The organism is Rhodococcus rhodochrous (genome assembly GCF_014854695.1).
Taxonomy (GTDB): domain Bacteria; phylum Actinomycetota; class Actinomycetes; order Mycobacteriales; family Mycobacteriaceae; genus Rhodococcus.
Genome location: NZ_CP027557.1, coordinates 4,713,304 through 4,729,999, shown reverse-complemented (window position 1 = coordinate 4,729,999; position 16,696 = coordinate 4,713,304). Strand labels below are relative to the sequence as shown.

At 68.2% G+C, this 16,696-nt stretch carries 14 protein-coding genes; 7 read left to right on the top strand and 7 right to left on the bottom strand.

Annotation, left to right across the window (positions count from 1 at the left end; translation table 11 throughout):
• The first annotated feature begins 67 nt into the window (after positions 1-67).
• Both C6Y44_RS21495 and C6Y44_RS21490 read left to right on the top strand, forming a co-directional pair.
• Positions 68-1,294, top strand: a complete 1,227-nt coding sequence (locus C6Y44_RS21495; protein ID WP_059383754.1) for an acyl-CoA dehydrogenase family protein — start codon at positions 68-70, stop codon at positions 1,292-1,294.
• A gap of 328 nt (positions 1,295-1,622) precedes the next feature.
• A complete protein-coding gene (locus C6Y44_RS21490; RefSeq protein ID WP_120283693.1) occupies positions 1,623-2,213 on the top strand; it encodes a TetR family transcriptional regulator in 591 nt (196 codons plus the stop codon).
• Positions 2,214-2,229: 16 nt separating this feature from the next.
• On the opposite strand, the gene C6Y44_RS21485 is transcribed toward C6Y44_RS21490, so the two are convergent.
• Positions 2,230-3,042: an alpha/beta fold hydrolase gene (locus C6Y44_RS21485; RefSeq protein ID WP_120280420.1), complete on the bottom strand. Its 813-nt coding sequence runs from the start codon at positions 3,040-3,042 to the stop codon at positions 2,230-2,232.
• A gap of 22 nt (positions 3,043-3,064) precedes the next feature.
• On the bottom strand, positions 3,065-4,600 hold the full coding sequence (locus C6Y44_RS21480; protein ID WP_120280419.1) for an ATP-binding cassette domain-containing protein: 1,536 nt from the start codon (positions 4,598-4,600) through the stop codon (positions 3,065-3,067).
• 193 nt (positions 4,601-4,793) lie between these two features.
• On the opposite strand from C6Y44_RS21480, the gene C6Y44_RS21475 reads away from it, so the two are divergent.
• From C6Y44_RS21475 to C6Y44_RS21465, 3 genes are all read left to right on the top strand, one after another.
• Positions 4,794-6,563, top strand: a complete 1,770-nt coding sequence (locus C6Y44_RS21475) for a penicillin-binding transpeptidase domain-containing protein (protein ID WP_120280418.1) — start codon at positions 4,794-4,796, stop codon at positions 6,561-6,563.
• Between the two features lie 79 nt (positions 6,564-6,642).
• Positions 6,643-8,322, top strand: a complete 1,680-nt coding sequence (locus tag C6Y44_RS21470; protein ID WP_225623647.1) for an NTF2-like N-terminal transpeptidase domain-containing protein — start codon at positions 6,643-6,645, stop codon at positions 8,320-8,322.
• A 104-nt stretch (positions 8,323-8,426) separates the two neighbouring features.
• The gene (locus tag C6Y44_RS21465) at positions 8,427-9,164 is read left to right on the top strand and encodes a sulfite exporter TauE/SafE family protein (protein WP_006552709.1); all 738 of its coding nucleotides are present in this window, start codon (positions 8,427-8,429) and stop codon (positions 9,162-9,164) included.
• A gap of 22 nt (positions 9,165-9,186) precedes the next feature.
• Here C6Y44_RS21465 and C6Y44_RS21460 read toward each other — a convergent pair whose 3' ends face one another.
• The 5 genes from C6Y44_RS21460 to C6Y44_RS21440 form a co-directional block, all read right to left on the bottom strand.
• A complete protein-coding gene (locus C6Y44_RS21460) occupies positions 9,187-10,659 on the bottom strand; it encodes a peptide MFS transporter (protein ID WP_159417490.1) in 1,473 nt (490 codons plus the stop codon).
• A 113-nt stretch (positions 10,660-10,772) separates the two neighbouring features.
• Positions 10,773-11,153: a DUF3054 domain-containing protein gene (locus tag C6Y44_RS21455; protein ID WP_159417491.1), complete on the bottom strand. Its 381-nt coding sequence runs from the start codon at positions 11,151-11,153 to the stop codon at positions 10,773-10,775.
• Between the two features lie 135 nt (positions 11,154-11,288).
• A complete protein-coding gene (locus C6Y44_RS21450) occupies positions 11,289-11,843 on the bottom strand; it encodes a YceI family protein (RefSeq protein ID WP_120280414.1) in 555 nt (184 codons plus the stop codon).
• A gap of 89 nt (positions 11,844-11,932) precedes the next feature.
• A complete protein-coding gene (locus C6Y44_RS21445) occupies positions 11,933-13,054 on the bottom strand; it encodes a lysylphosphatidylglycerol synthase transmembrane domain-containing protein (protein ID WP_225623646.1) in 1,122 nt (373 codons plus the stop codon).
• 84 nt (positions 13,055-13,138) lie between these two features.
• Positions 13,139-14,647 carry an adenylate/guanylate cyclase domain-containing protein gene (locus C6Y44_RS21440; protein ID WP_159419112.1) on the bottom strand — a complete coding sequence of 503 codons (1,509 nt, stop codon included), beginning with the start codon at positions 14,645-14,647 and terminating at the stop codon, positions 13,139-13,141.
• A gap of 174 nt (positions 14,648-14,821) precedes the next feature.
• Between C6Y44_RS21440 and macS the strand changes: the two genes are divergently transcribed.
• A complete protein-coding gene (macS, locus tag C6Y44_RS21435) occupies positions 14,822-15,961 on the top strand; it encodes a MacS family sensor histidine kinase (RefSeq protein ID WP_159417493.1) in 1,140 nt (379 codons plus the stop codon).
• 63 nt (positions 15,962-16,024) lie between these two features.
• On the top strand, positions 16,025-16,651 hold the full coding sequence (locus C6Y44_RS21430) for a response regulator (protein ID WP_120283689.1): 627 nt from the start codon (positions 16,025-16,027) through the stop codon (positions 16,649-16,651).
• Positions 16,652-16,696 lie beyond the last annotated feature (45 nt).

The following is a 16,696-nucleotide window of genomic DNA, read 5'->3' as shown; positions in this document are numbered from 1 at the left end:
AGCGTTTTCGGATGCCCAGTGGGACGAAAGGCCGGGACGGAATCGACACCTGTTCTATGTTCGGTGCATGTACGAGTGGTCCGACACAGACCTCATGTTCCGCGACGCACTTCGCGGTTTCATCGAGAAGGAAATCCGTCCGCACGTCGACAGTCTCGAGTCAGGAGAATTGCCGCCGTACGACATCATCCGGAAGTTGTACGCGACTTTCGGCATCGACGAGATGGCCCGCGAGTCACTCGAACGGGCCCTTGCGAAAGAGGAACGCGGAGAGAAGCCTTCGGGATCGTCCGGGGGTACCGGCGGTTCTCCGGGGATGGCGGCGTTGCTCAACATCGAGATCGCCGGGGTGAGTCTCGGGCTCATCGCCTCGCTGGGTGTCAGCCTGGGCCTGACGGCGGGCACGATCCGCAGCCGCGGCACCCTCGCGCAGAAGAAGCGGTGGCTGCCCGAGCTGGTGACCTTCGAGAAGGTCGGTGCGTGGGCGATCACCGAACCCGATTCGGGTTCCGATGCGTTCGGCGGGATGAAGACGACGGTGCGCCGCGACGGGGAGGACTACATCCTCAACGGCCAGAAGACCTTCATCACCAACGGTCCGTACGCCGACGTGATCATCGTGTACGCGAAGCTCGACGAAGGCGATCCCTCGGTGGATCGCCGCGACCGCAAGGTGCTCGCATTCGTGCTGGACAAGGGCATGGAGGGGCTCACCCAGAGCCCGCCCTTCAAGAAGATGGGCATGAACTCCTCGCCGACGGGCGAGTTGTTCTTCGACAACGTGCGCCTGACCCGCGACCGGCTGCTGGGGGAGACCGAGGAGGGCGGTCGCAGCGACGGCAAGGACAGCGCGCGCGAGTCCTTTGCCACCGAACGCATCGGCATCGCCTATCTGGCCCTGGGCATCATCGAGCAGTGCCTGAAACTGTGCACCGAGTACGCGAAATCGCGGAAGCTGTGGGGCAAGGAGATCGCACAGTTCCAGTTGATCCAGCTCAAGCTCGCCGAGATGGAGATCGCGCGGGTGAATGTCCGCAACATGGTCTTCAGCGCGATCGAGCGCGCGCAGGCGGGGAAGCCGGTGAGCCTGTCGGAGGCGTCGGCGATGAAGCTGTACTCGTCGCGGGCGGCGACCGAGGTGGCGATGGAGGCCGTGCAACTGTTCGGGGGAAACGGGTACATGGCGGAATATCGTGTCGAACAACTTGCACGTGATGCGAAATCGCTGATGATCTACGCGGGTAGCAACGAAATTCAAGTAACACATATCGCGAAGGGATTGCTTGCACAGTAATCCCTGCGTACGGCCGCTCGAAATTCGCAAACGGGACAATTTTCGGATGGGGGATGACAATTCCCCCGCTGTGTCGACTATTGTTCGCCATGAGAAAAGTTATGCCGGTCACCGACGAGGGGAGTGACCGGTCCGGAGGGGAATCCGAGCGGAAATCGGGGGAGCGATGTACGCGGAACGAAAGGACGGCGACAAGCCGTCGGTCACGACGGACGGCAGGAGTGCTCGCGCAGAGCGCACCCGGCAGGCCGTCATAGAGGCTCATATCGCGCTCATCAGGGCGGGAGAGCTCAAACCCACAGGGGCGCAGATCGCCTCGCGGGCCGGGGTGTCCCTGCGATCGTTGTGGGGACACTTCGGCGATCTCGAGACGTTGTTCGCCGCCACCGGTGCCGAACTGATGCGGCGCCAGGACGACGCCTACGAGCCGATCGATCCGTCGCTGCCGCTCGACGAACGGATCGACGCCTACTGCAGGCAGCGAGCGGAACTGCTCGAATACATCGCGCCGTTCGCGCGGTCGTCCGAGATCCGCGCGCCGTTCTCGCGCGAATTGCAGCGCAACCGCCTGCGCTATCTCGACCGGGCGCGATACGAGATCAGGGCGTTGTTCTCCGACCAGTTCGAGGGCGTCGACGACACCGTCCGCACCCACATCGAGAACCTGCTGGGAGTGTCGACGACCTGGCCTACCTGGGTATCGCTGCGGGACGTACTGCGCCTGTCGGTGCCCGAAGCGGTCGAGGTCATGAAGCGGTCGGTGTCGGCGCTGCTCGCGGAGGCATCCGGAGTCGGCCGGCAGCAGGCGGTTGCCCGTGCTGCGCAGGAGAAGGCCGTGGTCGCACCGCACCGGAAGGCGCAGCAGTCCCGGCCGGTGCCGGCGATGACACCGCGGGAACAGGTCGTCGTCCCGGCCTGAGCGCCCGAACCGAGTATCAGCGCGTGTCGGTCGGTTTCCGGCCGGCGCGTGCCGAGAGGAAGGTCTCGACCGCAGGTAGTGCGGCCGAGACCGTCTCGGCATGGTCCACCCCGCGCAGAATCGCGAGTCGCGCACCGGGGACGGTGCGCGACAACGCGCGGGTGTCCTCCACACGCAGGCGGTCGTCCGACCCGACGACGGCGAGCACGGGCACGTCGATGCCCGCGAGTGTCTCGTCGCCGATTCCCGGTTCCCGATCCGACCGGCGGAAATAGGCGGCGAGAGCCTGCGCGTCGTTCTTCGAAAAGGCCGAACGCGTCGCGGGATCGACCGGCGTGCGACGCCTTTCCTCCCAGGCACGGATGAAACCGTCCATGCCCTCGCGCTCGAGCACGTCGACGGTGCCGGGGAAGAACATCGCGTCCATCGCTCCCTCCTGGGGGCGTGCGCTCCCGCCGAGCAGGGTCAGACTCGCCAGCCGCTCCGGAGCGGCGACGGCGAGCGCGAGTCCTGCACGGGCGCCGAACGAATAGCCGACGTAGTGCACCCGGTCGGCTCCCGCCGCGTCCAGGACGGCGAGCAGGTCCCCGACGATCGCGTCCATCGCGTAGGCGTCCTCGTCGTGCGGGGTGTCGCTGCGGCCGTGGCCACGCAGATCGGGCATGACCAGGCGGAAATCCCCGCCGAGCGCCTTCACGTACCCGAAGGCCCGCCACACCGCCGACGACAGGGCACTGCCGTGGACCAGCAGCACGACCGGTGCCCCCTCGGGGCCTGCCGTGGTGAACCGGATCCGGGTGCCGTCGGCGGGATTCGTCGCATGGCTCATCCCAGCAGTATCGCCGAACGGTTCATCTTTCGAGTTCGACCGACCGATCCACCGCCACCTCCTCGAGGAATCGTTCGTCGTGCGAGACCACCACGAGCGCACCGCTGTAGGCGCGCAGGGCCTGGGTCAGGTGCGCGAGACCGGCCAGGTCGAGGTTGTTGGTGGGCTCGTCCAACAGCAGCAACTGCGGAGCGGGATCGGCCGCGAGCACGATCGCGAGCGCGGCCCGCAGTCGCTCCCCACCCGACAGCGCTCCCACGGCGACCTCGGCGTGACGGCCGCGGAACAGGAAGCGCGCCAGACGCGCCCGCACCTGCTGCGGAGTCAGGTGCGGCGCCCGATCCTCGGCGTTCTCCGCGACCGAACGATCGTCGTCGAAGATGTCGAGCCGCTGCGGGAGCAACGCGAAGGGAACGTGGGGTTCCGCTTCGACGATGCGGTGCAGCAGGGTCGTCTTCCCCGACCCGTTGGGCCCGCGCAGCGCGATCCGCTCCGGCCCGACGATCTCGAGCGGTGCGTCCGCCACCCGCCGACCGGGCGGAACCGCGGTCCCGGGCAGGTCGATGCGGATCTCCGGATCGTCGCGCACCGCGTCCTTCGCACGGTCCAGGTTCTCCCGTGCCGTGGTCAGATCCTCTTCGTGCTCGCGGCGGAAACGCCCGGCGGATTCCTGCGCCTGCCGTTTGCGCGCGCCCATGACGATCTTGGGTTCGCGCTTCTGTTCGTACATCTTCTGCCCGTAGCGTTGCCGCCGGGCGATCGTGACGTGCGCTGCCGCCAGTTCGCGTGCCTGGCGCCGCACGTCGTTGCGGGCATCCCGCACCGCAGCCCGTGCCGCCTCCTGTTCCTCTGCGACGATCCGCTCGTATTCGCCGAACCCGCCGCCGAACAGGCGCAACGCACCGTTGCGCAGTTCGGCGATCGCATCCGTGCGGTCGAGCAGTTCCCGGTCGTGCCCGGCGACGAGCACCGTGCCGGGGAACCGGTCGAGTGCATCCTGCAGGCGCGCGCGACCGTCGGCGTCGAGATTGTTCGTCGGCTCGTCGAGCAGCAGCACGTCCGGGTCGTCGAGCAGGCGGGCGGTGAAGGCGAGCAGCACCGTCTCCCCACCGGAGAGCTGACCGACGGTGCGATCGAAATCCCCGGCGTCGTGCAGGATCCGGTCGAGGCCGACTCGGTGCATGAGCGCGAGGGCGCGGTCCTCGATGTCCCACCGGTCGGCGACGACCTCGAAGTCCCGATCGTCGAACGATCCGGATTCGATGCGTCGCAGTGACTTCCGGATCTCTCCGATACCGAGGACGGAATCGACCGGCACCGTCGGATCGAGGGTCACGTCCTGGGGAAGGTAGGCGACCCGTCCGCGCACCGTCGACGAACCGGAGGTCGGGCGGAGTTCACCCGCGATGAGCCGCAGCAGGGTGGTCTTCCCACTTCCGTTGCGGCCCACCAGGCCGATCCGCCCGGCCGGGACGACGGCGTCGAGATCCTGCACGGCGACGGTGCCGTCCGGATGGACGTAGGAGAGTGCGGACAGCGTGATACCGGATGAAGACATGGTGGCTCCCGAAGGGTGAGGGTCGATTGCGCGAGTGCGCGGGGGACGGGACCTCTCACAGGAGCAACGGACTTCTCCGATCGACGGGTACGGGATGCGAACACCATGGTGATCCCGCACCGTCCGGTATGCAACCGAATATTTCACCCCGACTCCTACCTGCGATAACAGGCACGGGCTCGGAAGTGCAGGCATGATCGGGACCGTGCGGATCCGACTGATTGGTATGGGTGTCGCGGCAGCCACGGTGCTGTCGCTGTCGGCGTGTGCGACCGGCCCCGATCAGCCGGAGACGATCGCGGAGGAGTTCGCTGCCGCTCTCGACGCCGGCGACGTCTCCGGCGCGGCGGCGTCGACCACCGATCCGGTGGCCGCGGAGTCCGCGATCGACGCCCTCTTCGCCGGGCTCGGCCACGACGATCCCACCGTGAGTGTCGCGGGGACGGGCGACGACGACACCTTCGAGCTCGACGTGACGTGGACCTTCGGGGAGGGTCGCGACTGGTCGTACCGCACCACCGGCAGCGCGACGGAGGATCCGGAGGCCGATGCGTGGCGGGTCCGCTGGGATCCCACGGTGCTGTCGCCGGAGCTGGCGGGTGGCGCGTCGCTGGAGTACCTGACCACCGTCGGTGCCCCGCCCACGATCTTCGACCGGGCCGGGCGGCCGCTCATGGGGGAGCAGGTCGTCACCGTCGTGAACCTGGATGCGACCGCCGATCCCGCCGCGGTCGCTCCCGTGCTGGCCACGGTCGTTCCGACCATCACGGCGGAGAGCCTCGCCGAGCAGGTCGCGGCGGCCGCCGGCGGGACTGCGGGAGTGATCACGCTGCGTGAGGAGGACCTCGCGCCGATCGAGGATCGCCTCGCCGCGCTGCCCGGTGTGACGCTCGTGCCGCAGACCCGTCTGCTCACCACCGAGCGCGATCTCGCCTCGCCCGTGTGGTCCGGCCTCGCCGAACTCTGGCAGGAGGGGCAGGACGCCTCGGCGGGCTGGGTGATCCGGCGGGTCGCGGCGGACGGCACGACGAGCCAGGTCGCCGGCGAAGCGGGACCGGAGGCACCCGACCTGACCAGCACGATCGATCTCGACCTGCAGCGACGGGCCGAGGAGGTCCTCGCCGGTTTCGACACGCCCGCGGTAATCGTCGGGATCGAACCCTCGACGGGCGCGATCCGCACGATGGCCCAGAACGACGAGGCCGACGCCGAGGGGCCGATCGCCGCGACCGGCCTCTACCCGCCGGGGTCGACGTTCAAGGTGGTGACGACCGCGGCGGCGCTCGATGCCGGGCTCGCCGAACCCGACACCGTGCTGCCGTGCCCGGGCGTCGCCTCGATCGGTTCGCGCACGATCCCCAACGACGAGAACTTCGATCTCGGCCCGGTGCCGCTGCACACCGCGTTCGCGTTCTCGTGCAATACGACGATGGGGCGGCTCGCTCTGGACCTGCCGCCCGACGCCCTGCGCGCGACTGCAGAACGGTTCGGTCTCGGCATCGATTACGTCACGCCCGGTCTCGTCACGGTCACGGGTGACGTGCCGGTCGCCGACACCGATGCGGCCCGCGTGGAGGCAGCGATCGGGCAGGGGCAGGTGACGGCGTCGCCGTTCGGGATGGCGCTGGTCGCAGCCTCGGTGGCGAACGGTCGAACGCCGGTTCCGGCGATTGTCGAGGGGCAGCCGGCGACCGCGGATCGGGACGCCGAACCGATGCCCGAGAACGTGCTCGCGGCACTGCGAGAGATGATGCGCGAGACTGTGATCGAGGGTACAGCCGGCACGTTGCGCGACATTCCCGATCTGGCGGGGAAGACGGGGACGGCGGAGTACGGTGACAACGTCGGGGCGCACGGCTGGTTTATCGGATCACAGGATAATCTTGCCTTTGCGGTGTTCGTGTCGGGGGCGGACGGCTCGGCCCCTGCCGTCGAGGCGGCGGGGCGATGGCTGAGGGGGTAGGGACGCGTGGCGCAATTGTGATGTGTTCGTGCACAACGCGTGCTGGTATCTCGTGTGACTGAAGTGAAGGTTGTTACATATGAGATTTCGTGATTGGCGGGGGAAGCGGGGGCGCATCGTCGCGCTGGCCGTGTGCCTCGTCGTGGCTGTCGTCGCGCTGACGACGGTTGTGTTCTCGGATTCTCGAAGCGAGGCGCAACGCCTCGTCGACGACTTCGTCGCCGCACTCGACGAGCGTGATGCGGGCGCAGCAGCGGCCCTGACCTCCTACCCGAACGCGGCGGAGGAAACGATCTCGCAGATGTACGACGGACTGTCCGACGGCACCGTCGACTACGACGTCACCCAGCTCGTCGAACTCAACGACGACTCGGGATACTTCACGCTCTCCGCCGGATGGAATTTCGGCGAGGGCAAGGACTGGTCGTATCAGGTCACCGGTTCGGTACGGAAGCTCGCCGTCGGCTGGCGTGTGTCCTGGGACCCGGAGGTCGTCGTCCCCGACCTGTCGGGCGGACGCACCGTCCACCACGTGCGCACCGACGCCGCACCGCCGAAGATCTTCGACCGCACGGGCCGTCTCCTCATGGAGGAACAGACCATCAACGCCGTGGTGCTCGACCCGGCGGCGATGCCCGATCCCGTCGACACCACCACTCGTCTCGCGGCGGTTCTCGAGCCGGTCGCGCCCGTCATCACCGCCCAGCTGATGCAGGAGCGGATGGCGGAGAACCCCGGCAACCGGATCACGGCGGTCAAGCTCCGCGACCAGGACTACCAGTTCCTCGAGGACGGCATCGTGTCGATCCCTGGGGTCGAGGTGCTCACTACACCCACCCTGATCAGCGCGGATCGGCGGATCTCCACGCCACTGCTCGACTCGCTGCGCTCGGCGTGGCAGCTCGAACGCGACCGGACGGCGGGCTGGGCGGTCACCCTCGAGGATCCCGAGGACGGTCCGATCCAGGTGGCCGGCTTCCAGGGCCCGCCGCCCCCGGACCTGCAGGCGACCGTCGACTCCCAGGTGCAGCTCGCCGCGAAGGAAGCGGTCGTCACCGCCGGTACCCCGGCCGCGCTGGTGGCCATCCAGCCGTCGACCGGTGGCATCCTCGCCGCCGACGTCAACAACTGGGCCATGGAACTCGGTCCCGTCATCACCCACGGCCTCTACCCGGCCGGCGGCGTTCTCGATCCGGTCCGGCTGGCGGCCGGCCTCGAGCGCGGCGTCGATCCGAACGACGTGGGGTCCGACGACGTCGCCTCCACCGCCCGTCGCCTCGGCCTCGGTGTCGACTACGACGTGCCGGGCTTCGAGTTCGAGACCTCGCAGATCGGGCACAACCGCTCCGGAGTGGTCCAGTTCGCCGGATCGGACTCCGACGAGAACCTGATCACGCCGCTCGGCGCTGCGGTGCTGGCCGCCTCGGTCGCGCGGGGCAGTGCCGCTGTCCCGACGATCGTGCAGGGACAGGAGACGGTCGTCCACGACGCCCCCGAAGCGCTGCCCGGTTCGGTGATCGACGCCCTGCGCGGCATGATGATCGACAACGTGCAGAACGGTCCGGCGTCCTTCCTCCGCGGACACGCCGGTCTCGCGGGTATCGCCGCGGCGAGCGGCGAGGACCGCTGGTTCTTCGGTTACACCGGCGGCGACCTGGCCTTCGCGGTCTTCGTCGCCGATGCCGACGGCGGCGACCGCGCGATCAAGATGGCCGACACCTTCCTGCGCAAGCTCGGAGAACCACTGCTCGGGGACTGATCGGCCGGAGGTCGGTCCATGGTGTACTGATCGGCCGGAGGTCGGTCCGCGGCGTACTGATCCACCGGAGGCCGGTCCGCGGCGTACAGGTACGTTGAGCGACCGTGACCGTCCTCGATCTGGCCCTGCTCGTGGTTGCCGGATTCTTCGCGGGTGTCGTCGGGTTCGTCACCGGCCTGGCGTCGATCGTCTCGTATCCGGCGTTGCTCGCCGTCGGCCTCCCGCCGGTCGCGGCGAACGTCACCAACACCGTCGCGATGGTCGGTGTCGGTGTCGGGGCGCTGACCAATTCGGCGCGGGAGGTCGTCGACACCGGCCCCCGCGTGTGGTGGTGGACGCTCTATGCCGCGCTCGGCGGCGTGGTCGGCGCGGCTGTCCTGCTCGTCGCCCCGCCCGACTCGTTCGAGGCGATCGTTCCGGGCTTTGTCGCGCTCGCCGCTCTCGCGCTGCTGCTCCAACCACGCATCCGCACTCTGGCCGGCGGCCGCGACCTGCCGCGGGTGTTCTCCGTGGCGGTCTTCGTCGTCGCGGTCTACGGCGGATACTTCGGGGCCGGCGCGGGCGTCGTCTTCTACGCGCTGGTGCTGATCTGCACCTCCGAGCAGATCTGGCGCGCGAGCATCCTCAAGAGCTACCTGCTCGGCGTCGCCAATCTCGTCGCGGCGATCGGGTTCGCCGTCTTCGGGCCCGTGCACTGGGGAGCGGCGGCCGCGATGGCCGTCGGCGCGTTCGCCGGTGGCTACTGCGGTCCGCCGCTCGTACGGCGCATACCCCCGAACCTGCTGCGCGTGGGTGTCGCGCTCGCAGGGTTCGGGTTGGCGGTATGGCTCGCTCTCCGCTGAGTGGTGTCCCTGTGCAGCGGTATTACTGCACGCCGTGCATGAGCTTCTTGATGCGCGGCGCGAACAGTGCCAGCACGATGCCCACTGCGATCGATGCTCCGCCGATCCACAGGTAGTACGGCACCTCGTTGTTCTCGTCGTAGAACCCGGCGAGGGTGCCGGCCATGGCCGTGCCGCACGCGACGGACAGGTAGAACAACGCGACCATCTGTGTGTGGAAGTTCTTCGGCGCGAGCTTCGTCGACAGCGACAGTCCGACGGGGGACAGGAACAGCTCGGCGAAGGTGAACAGCAGCAGGATGAAGACGAGTCCGAGCAACGGAGCGCTGTTGGGGCCGCCACCGGCCATGGGGATGAAGCACAGGAAGGCGATGCCCATGATGATCGTGCCCGCGGCGAACTTGATGGGCGACGAGGGCTGACGCGGTCCGAGTTTGGTCCACACGGCGGCGAAGGCACCCGCGAACAGGATGATGAAGACCGGGTTGATCGACTGCACCCAGGACGGCGGGAACTCCCACCCGAACAGATCGCGGTCCAGGCGTGTGTCGGCGTAGACGGCGACCATCGTGAACTGCTGCTGGAAGAGCGACCAGAACACCGCGCTGGCGATGAACATCGGGATGAACGACAGCACCCGGCTGCGCTCGATCGGCGTGATCTGCTTGCTCGACAGCATGATGACGAAATAGGTGATCGTCGCGATGATGGTCAGGGCGACGACGATGTCGGACATGTTGCTCGTCGTGACGAGGCCGGTCAGCGCGGCGACCGCGATGAGGACCACGGCGACCAGACCGATCCCGGCGGCTTTCGTGCGCGTCTCGGCGGGCAGCGGGTGGGGCGGCACCTTGCCGATGTCGCCGAGATGCTTGCGGTAGATCGTGTACTGCAGCAGGCCGAGGAACATGCCGACCGCGGCGAGACCGAAGCCCCAGTGGAAGCCGTAGCGCGTCTGCAGGAAGCCGGTGAGCAGCGGGCCGACGAGCGCGCCGATGTTCACGCCCATGTAGAAGATGGAGAAACCGGCGTCGCGGCGGGTGTCCTGCTCGTCGTAGAGATCGCCGACGATCGACGTCGCCGTGGCCTTCAGACCACCGCTACCGAACGCGACCAGCACCAGGCCGACACCCACCCCGACGAAACCGGGCAGCACCGCGAGCGCGATGTGGCCGAACATGATGAGCACGGCGCTGTAGAACAGGGTCCGTTCGGAACCCAGCAATCGGTCGGCGATCCACGCCCCGAGAATCGTCGACAGGTAGACCGTGCCGCCGTAGGCGCCGACGATGGAGGTCGCGGCCCCCTGGCTGATCCCCAACCCGCCCTCGGATGCCGAGTAGTACAGGTAGTAGATCAGGATGCCCTGCATGCCGTAGAAGGAGAATCGCTCCCACATCTCGACACCGAACAGGTTGGCCAGGGGTAGTGGCTGACCGAAGAACCGATGGTCGGATCGCGACCCGGTCAGGGTAGGTGGTTCCAGCGTGGACATGATCTCCACTGTTCCACCGCACGGGGCGCGAGCGCGAAAAATTCGCGTATCCCGCGGTCGCAGATCACACTTCGGTGCGAGTGTGAGAAACGAGACCGGGAAGTCGGTGCAGGTCAGTGGGCGTCGACCCTGCGACGCTGGAGCAGTCCGACGACGACGCGCCAGCCCACCAGGAACAGGCCCAGGAAGATCGTCGCGACGATGATGAAGGCGGTCGCGGTGCCCTGACCGGTGACGGCCCGCAGCAGCATCCCCACGACGAGGGTGCTCACCCACACGAGCAGTCCGGTGGGAACGGCTGCGAAGGCGTCGAACTTGTCGCGGTAGAGCCACGCGGTGAAGAACCATCCGGCGGTGAGGCCGCCGAGGAACGGCCATGCCGTTCCTGCGAGCCCCACGAGATCGAGCACTTCGTCGTGGCTGGAACGACCGAGCACGGCGAATACGACGACGAGAACGACGTCGATCGCCAACGCCGGGGTGTACTTCTTCACGGGTCCAGAGTAGCGGCGGCGCGGGGCGCGTCGGAATCTCCGGTGCGTGCTCTCGAGCACGATTCGGGCCGGTGGAGCGGGTGGAACGCGACAGCGCCCCTGCCGGAGCAGGGGCGCTGTCGTCTGCGAGAGGGGTCAGGCCTGCAGGCCGGCCTCGATCTCGAGGGTGATGGTGATCTTGTCGCCGACGACGGCTCCGCCGCCTTCGAGCGGCATCTCGATGCTGATGCCGAAATCCTTGCGGTTGATGACGGTGGTGGCCTCGAAGCCGGCGACCGGACCCTGGCCCATGCCGGGGTTGACGCCGTTGAACTCGAGCTTCAGGTCGACCGGGCGGGTGACACCGTGGAGCGTGAAGTCGCCCGTGACGATGTAGTCGTCACCGTCGGCACGCACGTCGGTCGAGGTGAAGGTGGCGACGGGGAACTGCTCGGCGTCGAAGAAGTCGGCGGAGCGGATGTGCGCGTCGCGGTCGGCGTTCTTGGTGTTGATCGACTTGACGTCGATCTCGGCGTTCACCGATGCGGTGCCGTCCTCGGCGACGGTGATGGCGCCGGAGAAGTTCTCGAAGGTGCCGCGAACCTTGCTGACGACGAGGTGCCGGACGGTGAAGCCCACGTTCGAGTGGACGGGGTCGATAGCCCAGGTGCCGGTGGTCAGGCCGGGGAAGGTGGTGGTGGCGGTGGTCATGGTGGTCCTCCTCGATGATTAAACTTTCAACTGCTTGTCGACAACCATGCCACCGAATAGTTGCTTGCGCAACTACATTGTGATGCGCATCACGCCGGCTCGGAATTCTCGACCGGACGACGTCGCCGTTCGAGGGTGCTGCGCTCGTGTTCTGCGCGCTCGGCGATCGGATCGATCTCGTCGGGTCCGTTGCCCCGGTACATCGCGGCGACGGTGGCCCAGCCCGCCAGGGCCACGAACGCGAAGCTCACCATCCGGTACACGAAGACCGCTGCCAGCGACTGCGACGCGCTCAGTCCGGCGGCGGTGAGCGTCGCGATGAGGGTGCCGTCCACGAATCCGAGGCCGCCCGGCGCGAGCGGCACACTGCCTACGGCCTTCGCCGCCGCGAACGCGATGAACAACCCCGCCACCGACGGGGAGCCGCCGACGGCCCAGCATGCGAGTCCGAGGCACGCGACATCGGCGGCACGGTGCACGGCCGACCACGCCACAGCGGCCACACCGTCGCGACGCGCGAGTTCGACGGCCTCGAGCTGCGCGAGGGTGCGTTCGAAGACGTCGAAGCCGGTGTCCCTCGGCTTCCTCGTGATGCGGTTGACCCGATGGAGCACCCACGTGCCCGCCGCTTCGATCGACATGGGGTTCTTCGCGACGTACCGCAGGCCGAAGATCAACGCGATCGCCCCGGCGAGCGACAACACGAGCGTGACGGGGCTGATCCGGCTGCCGACCGCGAACGCACCGATCATGCCCACCGACGCCAGGGTCACGGCCGCGATGACACCGGAAACCGCGAGCTGCCACGAGGCGACCACGGGGGTCGCCCCCCACTTGCGGGTCTGCTTGTAGGTGAAGGCCGTGGAGAAGACCGGGCCTGCGGGCAGGGTCACCGCCATCGCCGTGCTGCCGTAGATCACCGACGCCGACCGCCAGTGCCCGACGCGCACCCCGCCGGCGCGGAGCAGTCGCTGTTGCACTCCCGCGAAGCCGCTGAGGGAGATCATCTGCGCCAGCACGGCCGCCGCGAACCAGCCCCAGTGCATCTCCGTGACCGCGCGCCACGAGTCGCTCATCGTCGGCCACAGGTAGATCGCCTCGACCGTCAGCAGAGCAACGAGGGCGATCGCCGACACCCACTTGATCCACCGGAACGAGCCCCGACGCGGCGTGGCGTCGGGGCATGGAGGATCGTCGTGCGGCTGCGCCACGCTGTTCACCGTAACCGACCGTCGGGTCACGAAGAGGGCGCTATGGCCGTTCCGCGTCGTTCGCGGGTGTCGCGGGACGGGCCGTCACTCGTCCGTCGAAGTGTTCGATTCGTCCGTCCCGTTCGCTTCTCCGGGGGCTCCGGGATAGCGGACGGGCCAAGCGAGATGGGTCATTCGCCGTCGGCCGCGCAGCTGCACCTCGTCGCCGAGTTCCCAGTGGCTGCGCTCCTCGTCGTCCGCGAAGTACAACGCGCTCGATGACGCGAGAACCCTGCTCGGACGCAGTTTCGCGAGCTCGGTCAGGCGCGAGGCCTCGTTGACCGGGTCGCCGATCACCGTGTACTCGAAGCGCTCCGCCGCGCCGATGTTGCCGGCCACCGCGAGTCCCGCCGACACGCCGATCCCGATATCGAGTCCGGTGATCTCGTCCAGAGCGAAACGCAGTTCGCGGGCCGCCGCGAGCGCCGCCGTGGGGGCGTCGGGCCGGTCGAGGGGAGCGCCGAAGATCACCAATGCCGCGTCGCCCATGAACTTGTTGACGAAGCCGTGATGGTGGTCGACCACCTCGACGACGACACGGAAGAACTCGTTGAGCAGTTCGACGACCTCGCTCGGCGGGCGCTCGGCGGCCGTCGCCGTCGAACCCACCATGTCGACGAACAGCACCGCGACGTAGCGCGTCTCACCACCGAGTTCGGTGCCGTACTGCAGGGCCCGGCGCGCGACGTCCTCGCCGACGTGCTGACCGAACAACTCCCGCAGACGCCGGCGTTCGTCGGACTCGGCCATCATGCGGTTGAAGCCGACCTGCAGGCGTCCGATCTCACTGCCGTCGAACACCTCGACCTGCACTCCCGAGGCGCCGCGCTGCACGCGTTCGATCGCCCAGCGCAACTGCTTGATCGGGTCGGAGATCTGCGCCGACGTCAGCAGCGACAACACGAGCGCGAGGCCGATCGACGTCACCGCGAGCGCGAGTACGGACAGGGCGAGCGCGTCGGCGTCGAAATCGGTGTTGGCGCTCAACTGCGTCACGCACAGCAGCACGATCCCGGCGACCGGCATGAGCGTGCCCAGACCCCAGGTCATGGCCAGGCGCGTACCGACGCCGGGAGCCATCGTCCGGTCGAAGTTCCCCTCGCTCAGCGCCCGCGCGGCGACCGGCCGCAGGATGCGTTCACCGAGCATGTAGGTGAAACCGAAAGTGCTGGTCGCGGCCATTGCGACGGTGAGCGAGACTGCCACCGCGAGCGACGGCATCTCCTCGGCGGTGAGGAAGACGAAGAGCACGCCGCCGAGCAGCCACAGGCCGAGATGCACGATCGCCTGTCGCAGCGGGGCGTGCAGGGCCGCCATCTGTTCGGCCCGGGTGGGTGGGCCGCCGCGGAGTTGCCACCGCACGACCGAGCGCAGCGTGATCGCCGCGGCGCCGAGGCTCACGATCCCGGCGAAGACCAGGTACACCGCGAAGACCGCGAAGTTGCGGACCCGATCCGCGATGATGGCGTCGGTCTCGGCGATCGGGATGCCGTATCGGACGAAGGCGAACACGAGCATCGCACCGAACAGGTTCGACGCACCCATGGAGACCATGTAGAGCGGCCAACGACTCCGCAAGGTGGCGGCGACAGCTCGGTACGACCTCAGCACGACTTCAAATCAAACCACTGTGCGGACGGTCACAGGATGGTGCGGTCACCGTTGGGGGCGAGGAGTGGTTGGATTCACCCGCCCCACCCATTGTGACGAAAGGTGCGAAACGTACACATGAGGCCGTCTCCGACCGGTCCGGATGCGGATGCGCCCCTGTGGCGGGCCGCCCAGGTCTTCCGGCTCGTGACCGTCGCATACGCGGTGGGATCGCAGTTCTCGACCGTCGTGAACTACACCCGTCCGGGGCTGTCGTGGTTCTTCGTCGGAGTGCTCGTGACGTGGTCGCTCGTCTCGGCGGTGCTGCTCTCCCGCGAGGCACGACTGAGGCGCACGGTCACCGTGGTGGACCAGATCCTCGCCGTCGCGTTGATGGCGGCGACCCGGCTGGTCGCCGACCACGACTGGTACAGCAACCACCAGACCATGCCCACCACGCTGTGGGTCGCCAACGCGGTGCTGTCGGCCGCGATCCTCGGCGGTCCGCTCACCGGCATCGGCTCGGCGCTGCTGATGTCCGTCGTCAGCGCGGTCGTGCGCGACCAGATCAACCTCGACCTGTGGCGGGACGCGACGGCGCCCGTGCTCGTCGCGTGCGGTGTGGCGATGGGTTTCGCCACCACCACCGCGCGCAGTGCGCACCGGCAACTCGAGCAGGCCGTGCGCGTGGCAGCCGCCACCGAAGAACGGGACCGGCTCGCCCGGCAGGTGCACGACGGCGTGCTCCAGGTGCTCGCGCTCGTGCAACGGCGCGGACTCGAGCTGGGCGGCGATGCGACGGAACTCGCCGAGCTGGCACGCGAACAGGAGACCGCGCTGCGGCAGCTGATCTCCGAACAGGACACCGACGTCGACCGCGGCGGTGAGTACGCCGACCTCACCGCCCTCGTCCGGGCCCGGGCCGGGACCGGTGCGACGGTGTCCGCGCCCGCCGACCCGATCATGATCCCGCGGGATCGAGCGGAGGAACTCGCGGCGCTCACAACGGCGGCGCTGTCGAACACGCAACTGCACGCCGGTGCCGGTGCCGCCGCCTACATCCTTCTCGAGGATCTCGGCGACGAGATCGTGCTCAGCATCCGGGACGACGGCGTCGGGATCGAACCGGGCAGACTCGACGAAGCTCGCGAACAGGGACGCATGGGGGTGTCCAAATCGATCGTCGGGCGAGCGGAATGGCTCGGTGGCGTCGCACTGCTCGACAGTGACGTAGGCGAAGGAACCGAATGGGAGATCCGGGTACCGAAGGGGGAATGAGTGGCCGAGATCAGCGCGGAAACACACGGGAACACCACGGAGGAACGCGGCACCGTCAGCGTGATGGTGGTCGACGACCACCCGATCTGGCGCAACGCCGTCGGACGTGACCTCGAGGAGGCCGGGTTCACCGTCGTCGCCGAGGCCGACGGTGTCGCGAGCGCCGCGCGTCGCGCCGCGGTCGTCCGTCCCGACGTCGTGCTCATGGACATGGCGATGCCCGACGGCACCGGCACCGAGGCGACCCGAGCGGTCCTCGAGGTCTCTCCGGACAGCCGGGTGCTGGTCTTGTCGGCGTCCTCCGAACGCGACGACGTGCTCGGCGCGATCAAGGCGGGCGCGTCCGGCTATCTCGTGAAGAGCGCCTCGGTGCACGAACTCGTCGATGCCGTTCTCGCGACCGCGCGGGGACAGGCCGTCTTCACCCCCGGCCTGGCCGGGCTCGTGCTCGGCGAGTACCGCCGGATGTCGAACGACGTCGCCGACCGGAGACCCCCACCGACGCTCACGGGCCGGGAGACCGAAGTGTTGCGTCTCGTCGCGAAAGGGTTGTCGGCGAAACAGATCGCAGCGCGACTGACGCTCAGCCACCGCACGGTGGAGAACCACGTCCAGGCGACGCTGCGCAAACTGCAGCTCGCCAACCGCGTCGAACTCACCCGCTACGTCATCGAACAGGGCCTCGAATAGCGCCCCGCACAGTGGCCCGGACGACTTCGGAGGCATACCGTTCGT

Bases quoted from the DNA above. Each gene is read 5' to 3' on its own strand.
- C6Y44_RS21485 (WP_120280420.1), bottom strand. From the start codon at position 3,042: ATGAGCCATGCGACGAATCCCGCCGACGGCACCCGGATCCGGTTCACC.
- C6Y44_RS21475 (WP_120280418.1), top strand. From the start codon at position 4,794: ATGATCGGGACCGTGCGGATCCGACTGATTGGTATGGGTGTCGCGGCA.
- C6Y44_RS21460 (WP_159417490.1), bottom strand. From the start codon at position 10,659: ATGTCCACGCTGGAACCACCTACCCTGACCGGGTCGCGATCCGACCAT.
- macS (WP_159417493.1), top strand. From the start codon at position 14,822: ATGAGGCCGTCTCCGACCGGTCCGGATGCGGATGCGCCCCTGTGGCGG.
- C6Y44_RS21450 (WP_120280414.1), bottom strand. From the start codon at position 11,843: ATGACCACCGCCACCACCACCTTCCCCGGCCTGACCACCGGCACCTGG.
- C6Y44_RS21480 (WP_120280419.1), bottom strand. From the start codon at position 4,600: ATGTCTTCATCCGGTATCACGCTGTCCGCACTCTCCTACGTCCATCCG.
- C6Y44_RS21470 (WP_225623647.1), top strand. From the start codon at position 6,643: ATGAGATTTCGTGATTGGCGGGGGAAGCGGGGGCGCATCGTCGCGCTG.
- C6Y44_RS21440 (WP_159419112.1), bottom strand. From the start codon at position 14,647: ATGGTCTCCATGGGTGCGTCGAACCTGTTCGGTGCGATGCTCGTGTTC.
- C6Y44_RS21430 (WP_120283689.1), top strand. From the start codon at position 16,025: ATGGTGGTCGACGACCACCCGATCTGGCGCAACGCCGTCGGACGTGAC.
- C6Y44_RS21495 (WP_059383754.1), top strand. From the start codon at position 68: ATGTACGAGTGGTCCGACACAGACCTCATGTTCCGCGACGCACTTCGC.